15 protein-coding genes and 1 pseudogene are annotated in these 15,572 nt (G+C 69.6%); all 16 read right to left on the reverse strand.

Features of this window, described 5'->3' with window-relative positions; all coding sequences use genetic code 11:
- Position 1: 1 nt before the first annotated feature.
- Positions 2 to 1,594, reverse strand: coding sequence for a F0F1 ATP synthase subunit alpha (gene atpA, locus ACFY30_RS00295; protein WP_390842967.1), 1,593 nt, complete (start codon positions 1,592 to 1,594; stop codon positions 2 to 4).
- A 131-nt stretch (positions 1,595 to 1,725) separates the two neighbouring features.
- Entirely contained in the window at positions 1,726 to 2,541 is an 816-nt protein-coding gene (locus ACFY30_RS00300) for a F0F1 ATP synthase subunit delta (protein WP_390822442.1), read from the reverse strand.
- The gene (locus tag ACFY30_RS00305) at positions 2,538 to 3,083 is read right to left on the reverse strand and encodes a F0F1 ATP synthase subunit B (RefSeq protein WP_390842968.1); all 546 of its coding nucleotides are present in this window, start codon (positions 3,081 to 3,083) and stop codon (positions 2,538 to 2,540) included. Before ACFY30_RS00305 ends, ACFY30_RS00300 begins: the two co-directional genes overlap by 4 nt.
- A gap of 41 nt (positions 3,084 to 3,124) precedes the next feature.
- Positions 3,125 to 3,373, reverse strand: coding sequence for an ATP synthase subunit C (locus ACFY30_RS00310; RefSeq protein ID WP_010357477.1), 249 nt, complete (start codon positions 3,371 to 3,373; stop codon positions 3,125 to 3,127).
- A 72-nt stretch (positions 3,374 to 3,445) separates the two neighbouring features.
- Positions 3,446 to 4,267: a F0F1 ATP synthase subunit A gene (gene atpB / locus ACFY30_RS00315; protein WP_390842969.1), complete on the reverse strand. Its 822-nt coding sequence runs from the start codon at positions 4,265 to 4,267 to the stop codon at positions 3,446 to 3,448.
- Positions 4,268 to 4,492: 225 nt separating this feature from the next.
- Positions 4,493 to 4,948 (reverse strand): hypothetical protein, encoded by a 456-nt coding sequence (locus ACFY30_RS00320; protein WP_390661005.1) that lies wholly within the window; start codon positions 4,946 to 4,948, stop codon positions 4,493 to 4,495.
- 312 nt (positions 4,949 to 5,260) lie between these two features.
- Positions 5,261 to 6,565 (reverse strand): MraY family glycosyltransferase, encoded by a 1,305-nt coding sequence (locus ACFY30_RS00325; RefSeq protein ID WP_390842970.1) that lies wholly within the window; start codon positions 6,563 to 6,565, stop codon positions 5,261 to 5,263.
- 263 nt (positions 6,566 to 6,828) lie between these two features.
- Positions 6,829 to 8,070, reverse strand: a complete 1,242-nt coding sequence (gene glyA, locus ACFY30_RS00330) for a serine hydroxymethyltransferase (protein WP_390843663.1) — start codon at positions 8,068 to 8,070, stop codon at positions 6,829 to 6,831.
- Between the two features lie 94 nt (positions 8,071 to 8,164).
- A pseudogene (locus ACFY30_RS00335) lies at positions 8,165 to 8,353 on the reverse strand (protein-tyrosine-phosphatase); the annotation flags it as partial.
- Positions 8,354 to 8,495: 142 nt separating this feature from the next.
- The gene (locus tag ACFY30_RS00340) at positions 8,496 to 9,176 is read right to left on the reverse strand and encodes a protein-tyrosine-phosphatase (RefSeq protein ID WP_390661008.1); all 681 of its coding nucleotides are present in this window, start codon (positions 9,174 to 9,176) and stop codon (positions 8,496 to 8,498) included.
- Positions 9,173 to 9,820 (reverse strand): L-threonylcarbamoyladenylate synthase, encoded by a 648-nt coding sequence (locus tag ACFY30_RS00345; protein ID WP_264935002.1) that lies wholly within the window; start codon positions 9,818 to 9,820, stop codon positions 9,173 to 9,175. The genes ACFY30_RS00340 and ACFY30_RS00345 overlap by 4 nt, the downstream gene beginning before the upstream one ends.
- Before the next feature lie 55 nt (positions 9,821 to 9,875).
- Positions 9,876 to 10,721, reverse strand: a complete 846-nt coding sequence (gene prmC / locus ACFY30_RS00350; RefSeq protein ID WP_390842971.1) for a peptide chain release factor N(5)-glutamine methyltransferase — start codon at positions 10,719 to 10,721, stop codon at positions 9,876 to 9,878.
- Positions 10,722 to 10,762: 41 nt separating this feature from the next.
- Positions 10,763 to 11,839, reverse strand: coding sequence for a peptide chain release factor 1 (gene prfA / locus ACFY30_RS00355; RefSeq protein ID WP_390842972.1), 1,077 nt, complete (start codon positions 11,837 to 11,839; stop codon positions 10,763 to 10,765).
- 108 nt (positions 11,840 to 11,947) lie between these two features.
- Positions 11,948 to 12,169, reverse strand: a complete 222-nt coding sequence (gene rpmE, locus ACFY30_RS00360; protein ID WP_003992975.1) for a 50S ribosomal protein L31 — start codon at positions 12,167 to 12,169, stop codon at positions 11,948 to 11,950.
- A gap of 171 nt (positions 12,170 to 12,340) precedes the next feature.
- Positions 12,341 to 13,480 carry an LCP family protein gene (locus ACFY30_RS00365; RefSeq protein ID WP_390842973.1) on the reverse strand — a complete coding sequence of 380 codons (1,140 nt, stop codon included), beginning with the start codon at positions 13,478 to 13,480 and terminating at the stop codon, positions 12,341 to 12,343.
- A 167-nt stretch (positions 13,481 to 13,647) separates the two neighbouring features.
- Positions 13,648 to 15,507, reverse strand: a complete 1,860-nt coding sequence (locus ACFY30_RS00370; RefSeq protein ID WP_390842974.1) for a trypsin-like serine protease — start codon at positions 15,505 to 15,507, stop codon at positions 13,648 to 13,650.
- Between the last annotated feature and the right edge of the window lie 65 nt (positions 15,508 to 15,572).

Raw genomic sequence — 15,572 nt, forward strand, 5'->3', positions numbered from 1 at the left:
GTCACTTCGAGACGCTGACGGGCGCTTCTTCGCCGAGCAGCTTGCCGTCCGAGGTCTCGAACTGCTTCTTGAAGTCGGCGATCGCGTCGGCCACGGCCGTCAGCGTGTCGTCGGACAGCTTGCCGCCCTCGCGGATGGAGGTCATGAGGCCCTGCTCCTGGCGGTGCAGGTACTCCAGCAGCTCCTTCTCGAAGCGGCGGATGTCGGCGACCGGCACGTCGTCCATCTTGCCGGTGGTGCCGGCCCACACCGAGACGACCTGGTCCTCGGTCGACATCGGCTGGTACTGGGCCTGCTTCAGCAGCTCGACCATGCGCTGGCCGCGCTCCAGCTGCGCCTTCGACGCGGAGTCCAGGTCGGAACCGAAGGCGGCGAACGCCTCCAGCTCACGGAACTGGGCCAGGTCGACACGCAGACGGCCGGAGACCTGCTTCATCGCCTTGTGCTGCGCGGAACCACCGACTCGGGAGACGGAGATACCGACGTTCAGCGCGGGGCGCTGACCGGCGTTGAACAGGTCCGACTCCAGGAAGCACTGGCCGTCGGTGATGGAGATGACGTTGGTCGGGATGAACGCCGAGACGTCGTTGGCCTTGGTCTCGACGATCGGCAGACCGGTCATCGAGCCCTTGCCCATCTCGTCCGAGAGCTTCGCGCAGCGCTCCAGCAGACGGGAGTGCAGGTAGAAGACGTCACCCGGGTAGGCCTCGCGGCCCGGCGGGCGGCGCAGCAGCAGCGACACGGCGCGGTAGGCGTCGGCCTGCTTCGACAGGTCGTCGAAGATGATCAGGACGTGCTTGCCCTCGTACATCCACTGCTGGCCGATGGCCGAGCCGGTGTACGGCGCGAGGTACTTGAAGCCGGCCGGGTCGGACGCCGGGGCGGCGACGATGGTCGTGTACTCCAGCGCGCCGTTCTCCTCCAGCGCGCGGCGGACCGACGCGATGGTGGAGCCCTTCTGGCCGATGGCGACGTAGATGCAGCGGACCTGCTTCTCCGGGTCGCCCGAGCGCCAGTTGTCGCGCTGGTTGATGATCGTGTCGACGGCCAGGGCGGTCTTGCCGGTCTGGCGGTCACCGATGATCAGCTGACGCTGACCACGGCCGATCGGGGTCATCGCGTCGACGGCCTTGTAGCCGGTCTCCATCGGCTCGTGCACCGACTTGCGCTGCATGACCGTGGGGGCCTGCAGCTCGAGGGCGCGGCGGCCGGACGTCTCGATCTCGCCGAGGCCGTCGATCGGGTTGCCGAGCGGGTCGACGACGCGGCCGAGGTATCCCTCGCCGACGGCCACGGAGAGCACCTCGCCGGTACGGGTGACCGGCTGACCCTCCTCGATGCCGCTGAACTCACCGAGGACGATGGCACCGATCTCGCGCTCCTCGAGGTTGAGGGCGAGGCCGAGGGTGCCGTCCTCGAACTTCAGCAGTTCGTTGGCCATGGCCGAGGGCAGACCCTCGACCTTCGCGATGCCGTCGCCGGCAAGGGTGACCGTACCGACCTCCTCGCGCGAGGCCGCGTCCGGCTTGTACGACTGGACGAAGTTCTCCAGCGCGTCCCGGATCTCCTCCGGCCGGATCGTGAGCTCCGCCATCTGGGTTCCCTGCTCTCCTTGTTGGGCCCGAAGTTTCACTTGGGGGGATGGGGACTCCCCCCTGAACGAGGTGAATCCTCTGCACGGCCCAACCAGGGCCGCTTGCGTACGTACTGCGTATTGAGTTGCTGCTAGCTCGCCATGCGACGGGCGGCGTCCTCGATGCGGTCCGCGAGGGAGCCGTTGATGACCTCGTCGCCGACCTGCACCCGGATCCCGCCGAGGACCTCGGGGTCCACGTCGAGGTTGAGGTGCATCTGGCGGCCGTAGAGCTTCGCGAGGGCGGCGCCGAGGCGTCGCTTCTGCGTGTCGCTCAGGGGCACGGCCGAGGTGACGACGGCCACGACACGGTCGCGGCGCTCGGCGGCGAGCTTGGACAGGGACTCGAGTCCCGCTTCCAGGCTACGTCCCCGCGGAGTGGTCACAAGGCGCGTCACCAGACGAACGGTGGCCGCGTCGGCACGGCCGCCGAGCAGGCTGCGCAGCAGCTCGCCCTTGGCCGAGGCGGTGGCCTTCCGGTCGGTCAGCGCGGCACGCAGCTCGGTGCTCGAGGAGACGATCCGCCCGAAGCGGAACAGCTCGTCCTCGACGTCGTCGAGCGCGCCCGCCTTCTGCGCGGCGGTGAGGTCGGCGGTGTCCGCCAGCTGCTCCAGCGCGTCCACCAGGTCGCGCGACTGCGACCAGCGGGAACGCACCAGGCCGGACACCAGGTCGGCGGTCGTGCCGCTGACCTGGGAGCCGAGCAGGCGCTGGGCCAGCCCGGCCTTGGCCTCACCGTCCTGCGCCGGGTCGGTGAGGACCCGACGCAGCGACACCTCGCGGTCGAGCAGCGCGGTGACGGCCGCCAGCTCGCCGGCGAGCCGAGCGGCGTCCACGGACGTGGAGTCCGTCAGCGCGTCGAGACGCTCACGTGCGGCTGCCAGGGCCTCGCGGCTCGCTCCGTTCATCGCGACGCCTCGGCCTTCTCCTCGAGCTCGTCGAGGAAGCGGTCGATGACGCGGCTCTGGCGGGCGTGGTCCTCGAGGGACTCGCCGACGAGCTTGCCGGCCAGGTCGGTGGCGAGCTTGCCGACGTCCTGGCGCAGCGCGGACGCGGCGGCCTTGCGGTCGGCCTCGATCTGCGCGTGACCGGCGGCGACGATCTCCTCACGCTGCCGCTGGCCTTCCGCGCGCATCTCGGCGATGAGCGTGGCGCCCTGCTCCTGAGCCTCCTGGCGCAGGCGCGCGGCCTCGTGGCGGGCCTCGGCGAGCTGAGCCTTGTACTGCTCGAGCACGCTCTGTGCCTCGGTCTGAGCGGCCTCGGCCTTCTCGATACCGCCCTCGATCGCCTCGCGGCGCTCTTCCAGAACCTTGTTGATGTTCGGGAGGAGCTTCTTGGCGAGGAAGCCGAAGACGATGACGAAGGCGATCAGGCCGATCACGAGCTCCGGAATCGGCGGGATGAGCGGGTTTTCCGCTTCCTCAGCCGCCAGCTGAACCAGGGGGCTCATATCAGTGCCTTTCGTCGAAAGGGGCGGTCCGACGGATCAGGTCAGGCGCTCGGGTAAACGAACGGCATGACCAGACCGATGAGGGCCAGCGCCTCACAGAAGGCGAAGCCGAGGATCTGGTTGGCGCGGATCAGGCCGGCCGCCTCGGGCTGCCGGGCGAGCGCCTGGGTGCCGTTACCGAAGATGATGCCGACGCCGACGCCCGGGCCGATCGCGGCGAGGCCGTAACCGATCGAGCCGAGGTTGCCCTTGATCTCGACGCCGGCGGCAAGGGTCTGGAGAGCGGACATGCCGGTTCTTCCTTCTCTTTCAATGACCGGTGGGGGTTGGCCACCGGATGTCTGGATGGGGGTCGGGAGTGCTCAGTGGTGCTCGGCGAGCGCGCCCTGGATGAAGCTGCAGGTCAGCAGGACGAAGACGTACGCCTGCACAGCCTGGATGAAGAGCTCGAAGGCCGTCATCACGATGACCATCACGAACGAGACGGCGGAGTAGGCGATGCCGATGCCGTTCAGCATGTACCAGCTGGCGATCGTGAAGAGCAGCAGGAGGGTGTGACCGGCGAACATGTTCGCGAAGAGTCGGACGGCGTGGGTGAAGGGCCGCACGAGGAGGTTCGAGAACAGCTCGATCGTCATCGACAGCGGGAGGACCGCGCCGAGGGACTTGTCGTAGCCGGTGAAGTTCTTGAAGGCGCCGACGAAGCCGTGGCGCTTGAAGGTCAGGGAGACCCACAGGATGTAGACGATGCCGGCGAGGACCGCAGGGTAGGAGATGATCGCGGTGACCGGGAACTGGGCGACCGGGATGATCGACCAGAGGTTCATCATCCAGACGAAGAAGAAGAGCGAGACGACGAGCGGTACATACTTCTCGCCTTCCTTCTTGCCGATGGTCTCGTAGACGACGCCGCGGCGGACGAAGTCGTAGCCGGCCTCGGCGACCATCTGGAGCTTGCCGGGGACGACCTTCGGGCGGGCGAAGGCGGCCCAGAAGAAGCCGACGATGATGATCGAGCCGAGCAGCGCCAGCAGCATCGTCTTGTTGAAGTACGAGTTGCCGTCCGCGTCGCCGAAGAGCGGCTCGAACAGGAACGAGTGCAGGCCCGGAGCCGGGAAGCCACAACCGTCGAACAGGTGGCAGTCGGTCTCGAAAGCGAGCACCTGCGTCGGGTCAGCACTCACCGCGGGCTCCTTCGTCGTGGCGCATAGGTACGGCAACCTCGTTGTGTCGGCGCGGCGCACGGCCGCGTTTCGGCACGGGACTGGTGTTTCGGATGTGGGGGCGGCTTGGGGGCATCTCGCCTCGCGATTGAGCAGGCGTCAGCTCGGATGCCCGCGCCCGCGATGCCGCAGTTGGCACCGGACGATAGCAGGATCTCTCAGGCGTCTTTATCCCGGCCCTATCCCTCACGACGAGAGCCCCGATTTTTCGGGCTTCTCGCCCTTCGACGAAGTCGCGGAAGAGCCCGAATCGGGTTCGACGTAAAGGATCTTGGCCTTCATGTGCGCGCGCGTCTGGGCGGCGATCCACGCGATCGTGGCGACGACGAGCGTGACGGCGAAGGCCCGGGGGTTGAACAGCGTCGTGTTCTTGAACGCGGCCATGAAGATGAACAGCAGCAGGATCTGCGCCGCGTAGAGCATCAGGCCCATGGCCTGGAACAGCTGCGGGAGCGATTTGGCGGTGCGCTGCAGGACGTAGAGGCCGATCCCCATGAACGCGATCACGATCACCGTGCCGACAACGGCCCCGATGGCTCCCTTGCCGCCCGCGACCACGCCGCTGACAACGGCGGCGATCGCACCGACGGCAGCTGTGGGCACGGCGGCCTGGGCCAGGATCCGGACGTCGTTGGACGGCATGGCGGCAACTCCGCTTTCAAAGGGGGCAGGGGTGTCGTCATGGACGAGCGTAGTCCCGGTTCGAGGGGCGAATGACCTCACGCCGACCTCGGGCCAAGAGACCGTCGCACTACGGTCCTTCGGCTCTCTCCGGGGTTCTCGTGAACCGTATCACAAACTATTTGATGAGGTCTTTACCTGGATGGTGTGCTTGCTGTCACACATGAGACTGACTGTGCGCGTCTGTGCAGAAAGAGCGCCCACTTGTCTGGTATTGGGGAGCTTTGCCCCTGCGGGCTTCTCCCACGACTTGGCAATGCTCTAGTCAGATTCTTACCTTGCCGACCGCGAACGAGAGCCCACGGCGGTCGCTCCGTTGACCCCGGAGACACCGACGGCCACAGGCGTACGCGGCTCCGGCTCGGACCCGTCGGCGGCGACGGGCGAGGCCTCCGCCGCGACGTCGGCGGGCCGGCGCCCGCGACGGTAGCGCGGCGGCACGAACGCCTCGGCCCAGCGCGGGGTGCGCGGCGTGTAGCGCGGCAGCAGAAGCAGCACCAGGCCCAGGGCGCTGAGGAACACGACACCGAGGACGATCCACATCGACGCCGCGTTGACCGAGTAGGCGAGCGCCCCGAACGCGATCAGCGCCGACCAGAAGTACATGATCAGCACCGCGCGGCTGTGTGAGTGGCCGATCTCCAGCAGCCGGTGGTGCAGATGCCCGCGGTCCGCGGCGAACGGCGACTGACCGCGCCAGGTGCGGCGCACGATCGCCAGGATCAGGTCCGCGGCCGGGATCGCGATGATCGTGAGCGGCATCAGCAGCGGGATGTAGACCGGCACCATCTGGTGGACGGTGGACCGCTCGGAGCCGCCGAAGAGGCTTTCGGGGTCGACGTTGCCCGTGACGGAGATCGCGCCGGCGGCCAGCACCAGCCCGATCAGCATCGAGCCCGAGTCGCCCATGAAGATCCGCGCGGGGTGCATGTTGTGCGGCAGGAAGCCCAGGCACATGCCCATCAGGATGGCCGCGAACAGCGTCGCCGGGGCGGCGGCCTCGATGCCGTACGAGTACCAGATGCGGTACGTGTACATGAAGAACGCGGCCGAGGCGATGCACACCATGCCGGCGGCGAGGCCGTCGAGGCCGTCCACGAAGTTGACCGCGTTGATGGTGATCACGACCAGCGCCACCGTCAGCAGGGTGCCCTGCCACTGGGTCAGCGCGACCGTGCCGACGGTCGGGATGGGCAGCCACAGGATCGTCAGACCCTGCATGACCATCACGCCCGCGGCGATCATCTGGCCGCCCAGTTTGATCAGCGCGTCGATCTCGAACTTGTCGTCCAGGACGCCGATCAGCCAGATCAGCGCGGCGCCGGAGAGCAGGGCGCGCGGCTCGTTCGACTTCTCGAAGACCTCGTTGAGGTTGGTCAGGTGGTCGGCGACCAGCAGACCCGCGCACAGCCCGAAGAACATGGCGATCCCGCCGAGCCGCGGAGTGGGTTCCCGGTGCACGTCACGGGCCCTGATCTCCGGCATCGCTCCGGCCACGATCGCGAACTTCCGTACCGGCCCTGTCAGCAGATACGTCACCGCGGCCGTGATGCAGAGCGTCAGCAGGTATTCACGCACGGGCTTCCCCACAGGTCTCGCTGGCCATCTCAGCCCCACACCCTAGCGATCGACTCACACGCGGCGCATATGTGTGAGGACTTCCGGGTAGCGACGATGGTTGCACGTGTGGCTGTGAGCGTGGGTGCACGGGGGCGCGTACGCCTGCGCGCCTACCCCCTGCGGCCCGGGATACGCCCGTCGGTCCGGGCCGCCGGGCCCGTCCACTACCGGGCGGTAACACCGTTACGGTGGTACGGAGTTGCCCGGGGGTGTGTGTTCCGTCACCCCGGGTACGGCGGGAAGGCCAGGGCCAGTTCCCGCACCTCCTCGCGGGCCCGCTTGGCGTCCACCTGCCGGCGCAGCACGCCCGCCATCAAGGACCCGATGCCCGCCATCTCCTCCTCGCGCATCCCCTGCGTGGTCACCGCGGCCGTGCCGAGCCGCAGCCCGCGCAGGTCGGCGTGCGGCAGCGCACAGCAGTCCAGGACGATCCCGGCGGCCGCGAGCAGCCCGCGCGCGGAGCGGCCGTCCACGCCGAGGGGCGCGGGATCGGCGGTGATCAGGTGCGTGTCGGTGCCGCCCGTCGTCACGGCCAGCCCCTCCTTCTCCAGCCGGGCCGCGAGCACCCGCGCGTTGGCGATCACCTGGTGCGCGTACGCCGCGAACGCCGGCGTCGCCGCCTCGCCGAACGCGACCGCCTTCGCCGCGATGGTGTGCATCTGGGCGCCGCCCTGGGTGAACGGGAAGACGGCCCGGTCGACCCGCTCCGCCAGCTCGCTGCCGCACAGGATCATCCCGCCGCGCGGACCCCGCAGCACCTTGTGGGTGGTGGCGCAGACGATGTCGGCGTACGGCACCGGACTGGGCGCCGCTCCCCCGGCGACGAGCCCGATGGGATGGGCGGCGTCGGCGATCAGGAAGGCACCGACCTCGTCGGCCACGGCCCGGAAGAAGGCGTAGTCGATGTGGCGGGGGTAGGCGATGGAGCCGCACACGATCGCCTTGGGCCGGTGGCTGCGGGCCAGCGTCCGCACCTGCTCGTGGTCGATGAGCCCGGTCTCCGCGTCCACCCCGTACGGCACGAAGTCGAACCAGCGCCCGGAGAAGTTGGCCGGCGAGCCGTGGGTGAGATGACCGCCGTAGGGCAGCCCCAGCGCGAGGACGGTGTCCCCCGGGCGCAGCAGGGCGGCGTACGCGGCCAGCACGGCGGACGACCCGGAGTGGGACTGCACATTGGCGTGCTCGGCTCCGAACAGCCGCTTCGCCCGGTCCACCGCGAGGCGCTCGGCGACGTCGACGATCTCGCAGCCCCCGTGGTGCCGGTGCCCCGGATACCCTTCCGCGTACTTGTTGACGAGCGGCGAGCCGAGCGCGGCCAGCACGGCCGGCGAGCAGAAGTTCTCGGCGGCGATCAGCTGCAGGGTCGACGCCTGGCGCTCCCCCTCCCCGAGCACGATCTCCGCCATCTCGGGATCCTGCCGACGCAGGACATCGGCCGCGACGGGGGCATGGGTGACCGACATGACGAACTCCGGGGCGTCGACGGTGACGTACGTCCAATGTAGGCCCGGCACGCACAACCCGCCCGGCATTCCCCGCCCCCGCCCCGGACCGGGCTCAGGCCCGGGCCGCCACACCCGTCAGCGCCGTCACCACCGGGTCCAGCGCCTGATGTATCTCGTCACCGATCGACCGGAAGAACGGCAACGGCGCCCCGTACGGGTCGTACACCTCGTCCGCCTCCGCCGTCGGAGCCAGCAGCCACCCCCGCAACGCCGCCGCCGCACGCACCAGCGCACGAGCCCGCAGCACCAGGCCTTCCTCCAACGGCGGCAGCGTGGCGGGGGCCCATTCCCCGACGCGCCCCTCGCACCGCTCGGCCCTGACGGGCCTTACGGGCAGCGGGCCGCTGCGGCGGACTCCGCCCGCCGGCTCACCCCGAACCGCCTCAGGCCCGGGCCGCCACACCCGTCAGCGCCGTCACCACCGGGTCCAGGGCCTGGTGTATCTCGTCACCGATCGACCGGAAGAACGGCAACGGCGCCCCGTACGGGTCGTACACCTCGTCCGCCTCCGCCGTCGGAGCCAGCAGCCACCCCCGCAACGCCGCCGCCGCACGCACCAGCGCACGAGCCCGCAGCACCAGGCCTTCCTCCAACGGCGGCAGCGTGGCGGGGTCTATCGCGTTCACCAGGCGGGTGAACTCCTTGAGGGTGAAGGTGCGCAGGCCCGCCGAGTGGCCCATGGAGATGACCTGGGCGCGGTGATCGCGGGTGGCCGTCAGGACCAGGTCCGCCATGATGACGTGCTCGTCGAGGAGCTCACGGCCGACGAAGCCGGTCGCGTCCGCGCCGAAGTCGGCCAGCACGGTCTCCGCGTTGGCCTCCATCGGCGCGCCCTCGTGGCCCCAGGTGCCCGCGCTCTCCACGATCAGCCCACCGCCCAGCACCCCGAGCCGCTGCGACACGAAATGCCGGGTCAGCCGCTCGGTGATCGGCGAGCGGCAGACGTTGCCGGTGCTGACGTGGAGGATGCGGAAGGTGTCGCGCGGCAGTCCGACGAAGGTCGTCGTGATCTCCGCGGCGCTTTCCCCGTTGCCTATGCCACGCCCCGCGTCAGGGGCCGTCAATTCGCCACCTCGAGGTCGGGTACGACCTTCCGCAGTTCGTCCGCGGAGATCGCCCCCTCGCGCAGCAGCAGCGGCACCTCGCGGCTGACGTCGACGATGGAGGACGGGACGTTGCCGGGGGTCGGGCCGCCGTCGAGGTAGACCGAGACGGAGTCGCCGAGCATCTCCTGGGCGTAGTCGCAGTTCTCCGGCGCAGGGTGGCCGGTGAGGTTGGCGGAGGAGACGGCCATGGGCCCGACCTCGGTCAGCAGCTCGATGGCGACCGGGTGCAGCGGCATGCGCACGGCGACCGTGCCGCGGGTGTCGCCCAGGTCCCACTGCAGGGACGGCTGGTGCTTGGCGACGAGCGTGAGCGCGCCCGGCCAGAACGCGTCGACCAGCTCCCAGGCCAGCTCGGAGAAGTCCGTGACCAGGCCGTGCAGGGTGTTCGGGGAGCCGATGAGGACGGGGGTGGGCATGTTGCGGCCCCGGCCCTTGGCCTCGAGCAGGTCGCCGACGGCCTCCTTGGAGAACGCGTCCGCGCCGATGCCGTACACCGTGTCGGTCGGAAGGACCACGAGCTCGCCACGGCGGACGGCGGACGCGGCCTCGCGCAGACCGGTCACACGGTCGGTCGCGTCGTTGGTGTCGTATCGCCGAGCCATGTCTAGCGGGCCTCCTCGTGCACGTACTGCTGCGGGTGGTGGGTCGGGGTGGTGTTCACGGCATCGCCCTGCGGGCGGTCGCGAAGCGGGGGCGGTTGTTGAGGTCGGGGTGGTCGGCCGCGTCGGCCCAGCCCCGCTCCTCGGTGAAGATCCACGGCACCTGACCGCCCTGGGTGTCGGCGTGCTCGATGACGACGACACCGCCCGGACGCAGGAGCCGGTGTGCGGTCCGTTCCAGACCACGGATGAGATCGAGGCCGTCCTCGCCGGAGAACAGGGCCATGTCGGGGTCGTAGTCCCGCGCCTCGGGAGCGACGTACTCCCATTCCGTCAGCGGGATGTACGGCGGGTTGGAGATGACCAGGTCGACGTGCCCGTCGAGGTCGCGGAAGGCGTCCAGGGCGTTGCCCTGACGCAGGTCGACCCTGGACCCCTCCATGTTCTTGCGGGTCCACACCAGGGCGTCCTCGGACAGCTCCACGGCGTGCACCCGGGAGCGCGGGACCTCCTGGGCGAGGGCGAGCGCGATGGCGCCGGAGCCCGTGCACAGATCGACGATGCGGGGCTCCACGACGTCCATGGCGCGTACGGCGTCTATGGCCCACCCCACGACCGACTCGGTCTCGGGACGCGGGACGAAGACGCCCGGGCCGACCTGGAGCTCCAGGTAGCGGAAGTAGGCCAGCCCGGTGATGTGCTGCAGCGGCTCGCGCTGCTCACGCCGGGCGATGGCCTCCCAGTAGCGGGCGTCGAAGTCGGAGTCCCGCACGGAGTGGAGTTCGCCGCGCTTCACGCCGTGCACGAACGCGGCGAGCTCCTCCGCGTCGTTGCGCGGCGAGGGCACGCCGGCGTCGGCCAGCCGCTGGGTGGCCTGGGCCACCTCCGAGAGCAGCAGGTTCACGCAAGTCCTCCGTGTCGTACTGGGTCGTGCGTACGTGCCTCTTAGGCGGCCGCGAGCTTCGCCGCGGAGTCCGCGTCGACGCAGGCCTGGATCACCGCGTCGAGGTCGCCGTCCAGGACCTGGTCCAGGTTGTACGCCTTGAAGCCGACGCGGTGGTCCGAGATGCGGTTCTCCGGGAAGTTGTACGTGCGGATCTTCTCGGAGCGGTCGACGGTGCGGACCTGGCTGCGGCGGGCGTCGGCGGCCTCGCGCTCCGCCTCCTCCTGAGCCGCCGCGAGCAGCCTGGAGCGCAGGATACGCATCGCCTGCTCCTTGTTCTGCAGCTGGCTCTTCTCGTTCTGGCAGGAGGCGACGACCCCGGTCGGGATGTGCGTGATGCGCACGGCGGAGTCGGTGGTGTTCACGGACTGCCCGCCCGGCCCGGAGGAGCGGTAGACGTCGATCCGCAGGTCGTTCGGGTTGATCTCGACGTCGACCTCCTCTGCCTCGGGGGTGACGAGGACGCCGGCGGCGGAGGTGTGGATCCGCCCCTGCGACTCGGTCGCCGGGACGCGCTGCACCCGGTGCACGCCGCCCTCGTACTTCAGCCGCGCCCAGACGCCCTGTCCGGGCTCGGTGGCGCCCTGGCCGCCCTTGGTCTTGACCGCGACCTGGACGTCCTTGTAGCCGCCCAGTTCGGACTCGGTGGCGTCGATGATCTCGGTCTTCCAGCCGACGCGCTCGGCGTACCGGAGATACATGCGCAGGAGGTCTCCCGCGAAGAGGGCCGACTCGTCGCCGCCGGCGCCCGCCTTGATCTCCAGGATGACGTCCTTGTCGTCACTCGGGTCGCGCGGGACCAGCAGCAGCCGCAGCTTCTCCGTGAGCTCCTCGCGCTGCTTCTCCAGGACCTTGACCTCGGCGACGAAGTCCGGGTCGTCGGCGGCGAACTCGCGCGCGGTCTCGATGTCGTCGCCGGTCTGCTTCCAGGAGCGGTACGTGGCGACGATCGGGGTGAGCTCGGCGTAGCGCTTGTTCAGCTTGCGCGCGTTGGCCTGGTCGGCGAACACCGACGGGTCGGCGAGCTTCTTCTCGAGGTCGGCGTGCTCTCCGACCAACTCCTCGACGGCCTCGAACATGGTGGGCTCCTGAAATGCGTTGCGTGGATGAAGGCGAACGACCAAAAACGCCGGTCCCGGGCACACCCCGGGCGGGGGCGCGACCGTGGACCGGCGAAAGAGGGCTCGCTACTTCTTGGAGCCGGCGGCCTTGCCGAAGCGGGCCTCGAAGCGGGCCACACGGCCACCGGTGTCGAGGATCTTCTGCTTGCCCGTGTAGAACGGGTGGCACTCGGAGCAGACGTCGGCGCGGATGGTGCCGCTCTCGATCGTGCTGCGGGTGGTGAACGACGCGCCACAGGTGCAGCTGACCTGCGTCTCGACGTACTCGGGGTGGATGTCGCGCTTCAAGGTGTCTCCTAGTTTCGGGAGGGCGCCGGGTCGCCGTCCGCGGGATACGGAAGCGTGAACCGGAGCCGACGTACCAGTCTGCCAGGACTGGCGCCATCCCCCAAAACCGGGGGTTGCCGCGTTCTATTCCCCGCGGGCCGGCGGTGACCTGCCGCGCGGTTGCCCACACCCTCAGGACGACGTCACGACGCCCTTGGCCTCCCCGGTCGCCGTGCCCGTCGTGGCCGACGCCGGGATCGGGCGGTCGTTCTTCAGGGCCGTCCAGACCTGCTCGGCCTTGGACTTCAGGACGATGACGCGGTTGGGGTTCGCGGGGTCGTACCGGACCGGCATGGTGACCATGTGCATCTTGGACGCGCTGATGCCCTTGAGACCGTTCGCGAAGGACATCAGGGAGTTGACCGTGCCGAGGTCGGAGTCGGTGGTGACGGCCTTGGTCGCGGTGTCGGCGAGGTTGTAGAGCTTCTTCGGGCTGGTGAAGATCCCGACGTGCCTGACCTGGTCGACCAGGGCCTTGATGAAGGCCTGCTGGAGCTGGATGCGGCCGAGGTCGGAGCCGTCGCCGACGCCGTGCCGGGTGCGGACCAGACCGAGGGCCTGCTCGCCGTTCAGCGTGTGGGTGCCGGCCTTGAGCTTCAGATGGCTGTCGGGGTCGTCGATGGCCTTCGTGGTGGTGACCTCGACGCCGCCCAGCTCGTCGATCAGCTTCTCGAAGCCGGCGAAGTCGACCTCGAGGTAGTGGTCCATGCGGATGCCGCTGATCGACTCGACCGTCTTCACGGCACAGGCCGCGCCGCCCGTCGTGTACGCCGAGTTGAACATCACGCCGTTCGCCGCGTCGTGCTCGGCGCCCTGGGGGTCGGTGCAGGCCGGCCGGTCGATGAGGGTGTCGCGCGGGAGGGAGACCACGCTGGCCCGCCGGTGGCCCTCGTAGACGTGGATGATCATCGCCGTGTCGGAGCGGGCGCTGCCGTCGTCGGTGCCGCCGCCGAGCTTCCTGTTGGAGCCGGAGCGGCTGTCCGAGCCGAGGACGAGGATGTTCTCGGAACCGTTGTCGATCTTCGTGGGCCGGTCGGTGCCCAGCGCCTGGTCGATGTCGACGCTCTTGATGTTGCCGTTGAGCTTGAAATACAGGTAGCCCGCCCCGGTGCCGCCCAGGACGACGATGCCCGCGGCCGTCCATGCCGTCACCAGCAGGCCCTTGCGCCGGCTCCGCTGCTTGCGGTGGCGGCGTCGCGGACCCCTGTCGCTGCCACCCGTTGTGCCGGCCTCACCCGGTATGCCGGGCTCCGGCGTGCTCTCGGCGGACATGTGCTCCTCTGTTCTCGTGCAACCTCACCATCGTCACTCCGCCCGGTCAGACGGGGAAACTCGGAACAGGGTTGCACGACGCTCTGTGTCCGATCAGTGGCAGACCGGACACAGAGCGTGTGGAGCCGAGCGGGGTGCCCCCCGCTCACCTGGGCGTTCGGCCGAACTCAGCCGAAGAGGTCGTACTGCTTGAAAGTGGTACCGAGCGACACCCTTGTGGCAAAGATCTCGCTGGTGGCCTTTCCGGTGCCCTTGTAGAGGTAGAGCGTGCCGGCCGGCGTCCGGGCCAGGAAGTCGGCCTTGCCGTCGCCGTCGACGTCCCCGACGGCGTCGACGGCGTTGTACGTGGTGGTGCTCCACGTCCGCACCTTGACCCGGGTCGCGAAGGCGCCCGTGCCGGCCTTGCCGGTGCCCTTGTAGAGGTAGACCGCGCCGGTGCTCTTGTCCCGGGCGAGCAGGTCGGCCCTGCCGTCGTTGCTGAAGTCGCCGTGGCCGCGTACGAAGTTGTACTGGTTCCAGCCGGAGGAGACCTTCACCGCCGTGCCGAGCTTGCCGTTGCCCTGGCCCGGGTGGATCCACAGCACGCCCGCGGAGTCCACGGTCAGCACGTCCGGCAGGTTGTCGCCGGTGACGTCACCGGGTGCGACGATCGCCAGGCGGCTGTTCCAGTTGTCGCCGATCAGGTTGCTGACGTACGTGCCGCTGGAGGGCACCCAGTGCCGCCAGTAGACGTCTCCGTCGGAGGCGCGGCGCCGGATGAGGTCCTGGTAGCCGTCCCGGTCCAGGTCGCTCTGCAGCACAAGGTTCCAGGCGCTGAAGGAGCCCAGGCTCTCGCGGGTGGCCAGCGAGGTGCCCTTGGAGTCCAGCTCGTAGCCGGTCTTCGTGGAGGAGCTGCGGACCAGCAGGTCGGCCTTGTGGTCGCCGCTGAGGTTGGCGTCGTCGACGCGCGGATACGCGGCGGGGACGTACGTGGTCAGCTTCGTGAAGACGCTGTAGGCGCCCGCCTCGACGCAGTCCTTCACGCCCCACGAGACGACACCCACGACCTTGTCGCCGACGACCAGCGGGCCTCCGGAGTCGCCGTTGCAGGCGGAGGTGGTGCCGGTGTCGGAGCCGGTGGCGGGCTCGCCCGCGCACACCATGTGGCCCGCGACGAACCAGCTGCCGTAGTAGCCCGAGCAGGTGGTGTTGGACTGGATCGGCAGGTCGGCCGTCTTCAGGGTGTCGGAGATGTCGTCGCTGGTGGAGCTGGTGCGCCCCCAGCCGTAGACCTTCGCGACGGTGCCGGCCGCGTACGAGGTGCTGTCACCGGCCGTCGTCATCGGGATCGGCGTCACGTCGACGGGGTCCGGAAGCGTCAGGACGGCGAGGTCGCCGTCGATGGCCGCCTCGTCGTACGACGGGTACACCCACTGCCGCCAGACACCGGACAGGGTGCCCCCGTGCGGGTCGAGGTTGCCGCCGGCGTCCAGGGACAGCAGCTGGGAGGTGCCGGTGACGATGGTGCCGTGCGCCTTCCAGTTGTAGCCGTAGGTGCAGTGGGCGGCGGTGAGGATCTTCGTCGGGGCGATGACCGCGCCACCGCAGAAGAAGCCGATGTCGTCGCTGGTGGTGGCGGTGCCCCGGTCGTCGCCGTACCAGAGCTGGGCCATCCAGGGCGCGCTGGAGATGGTCGTCGTCTGCCCGCCGATGATCTTCGGGTCGACCGTCGTGGAGCCGGAGCCGGTGCTCGCGCTCAGGGACGCCTTCGAGGACGTCTCCCCCGCGGTGTCGTCGCCGGCGAGGGCGATCGCGAGGCGCTCGGTGAGCTCGGCGTTCGACGGCGCGCTCTGGGCCGGCGTCGGCGTCGCCGTGGCCGCCCCCGCGGACGTCGTCACGAGCGCGCCGGCGACCGCGGCGGCCAGGGCGGCCGCGGCGACGGGCAGGGCGATCCGTATCCGGCGTCTGTGCCGGCCGCTCACGGACAAGGGCGTGCGCAAAGAGGTCCCCCATGGAGAGATGAGTGAAGGGGTGCGTGCCGCACCCATCCCTCTCTGCGCCAAAGGGCCGCCCCCTGTCACAGGAGTGACAGGGGGCGGCCCTTGAGGACGCT

The organism is Streptomyces sp. NPDC000345, assembly GCF_042898825.1.
Taxonomy (GTDB): domain Bacteria; phylum Actinomycetota; class Actinomycetes; order Streptomycetales; family Streptomycetaceae; genus Streptomyces.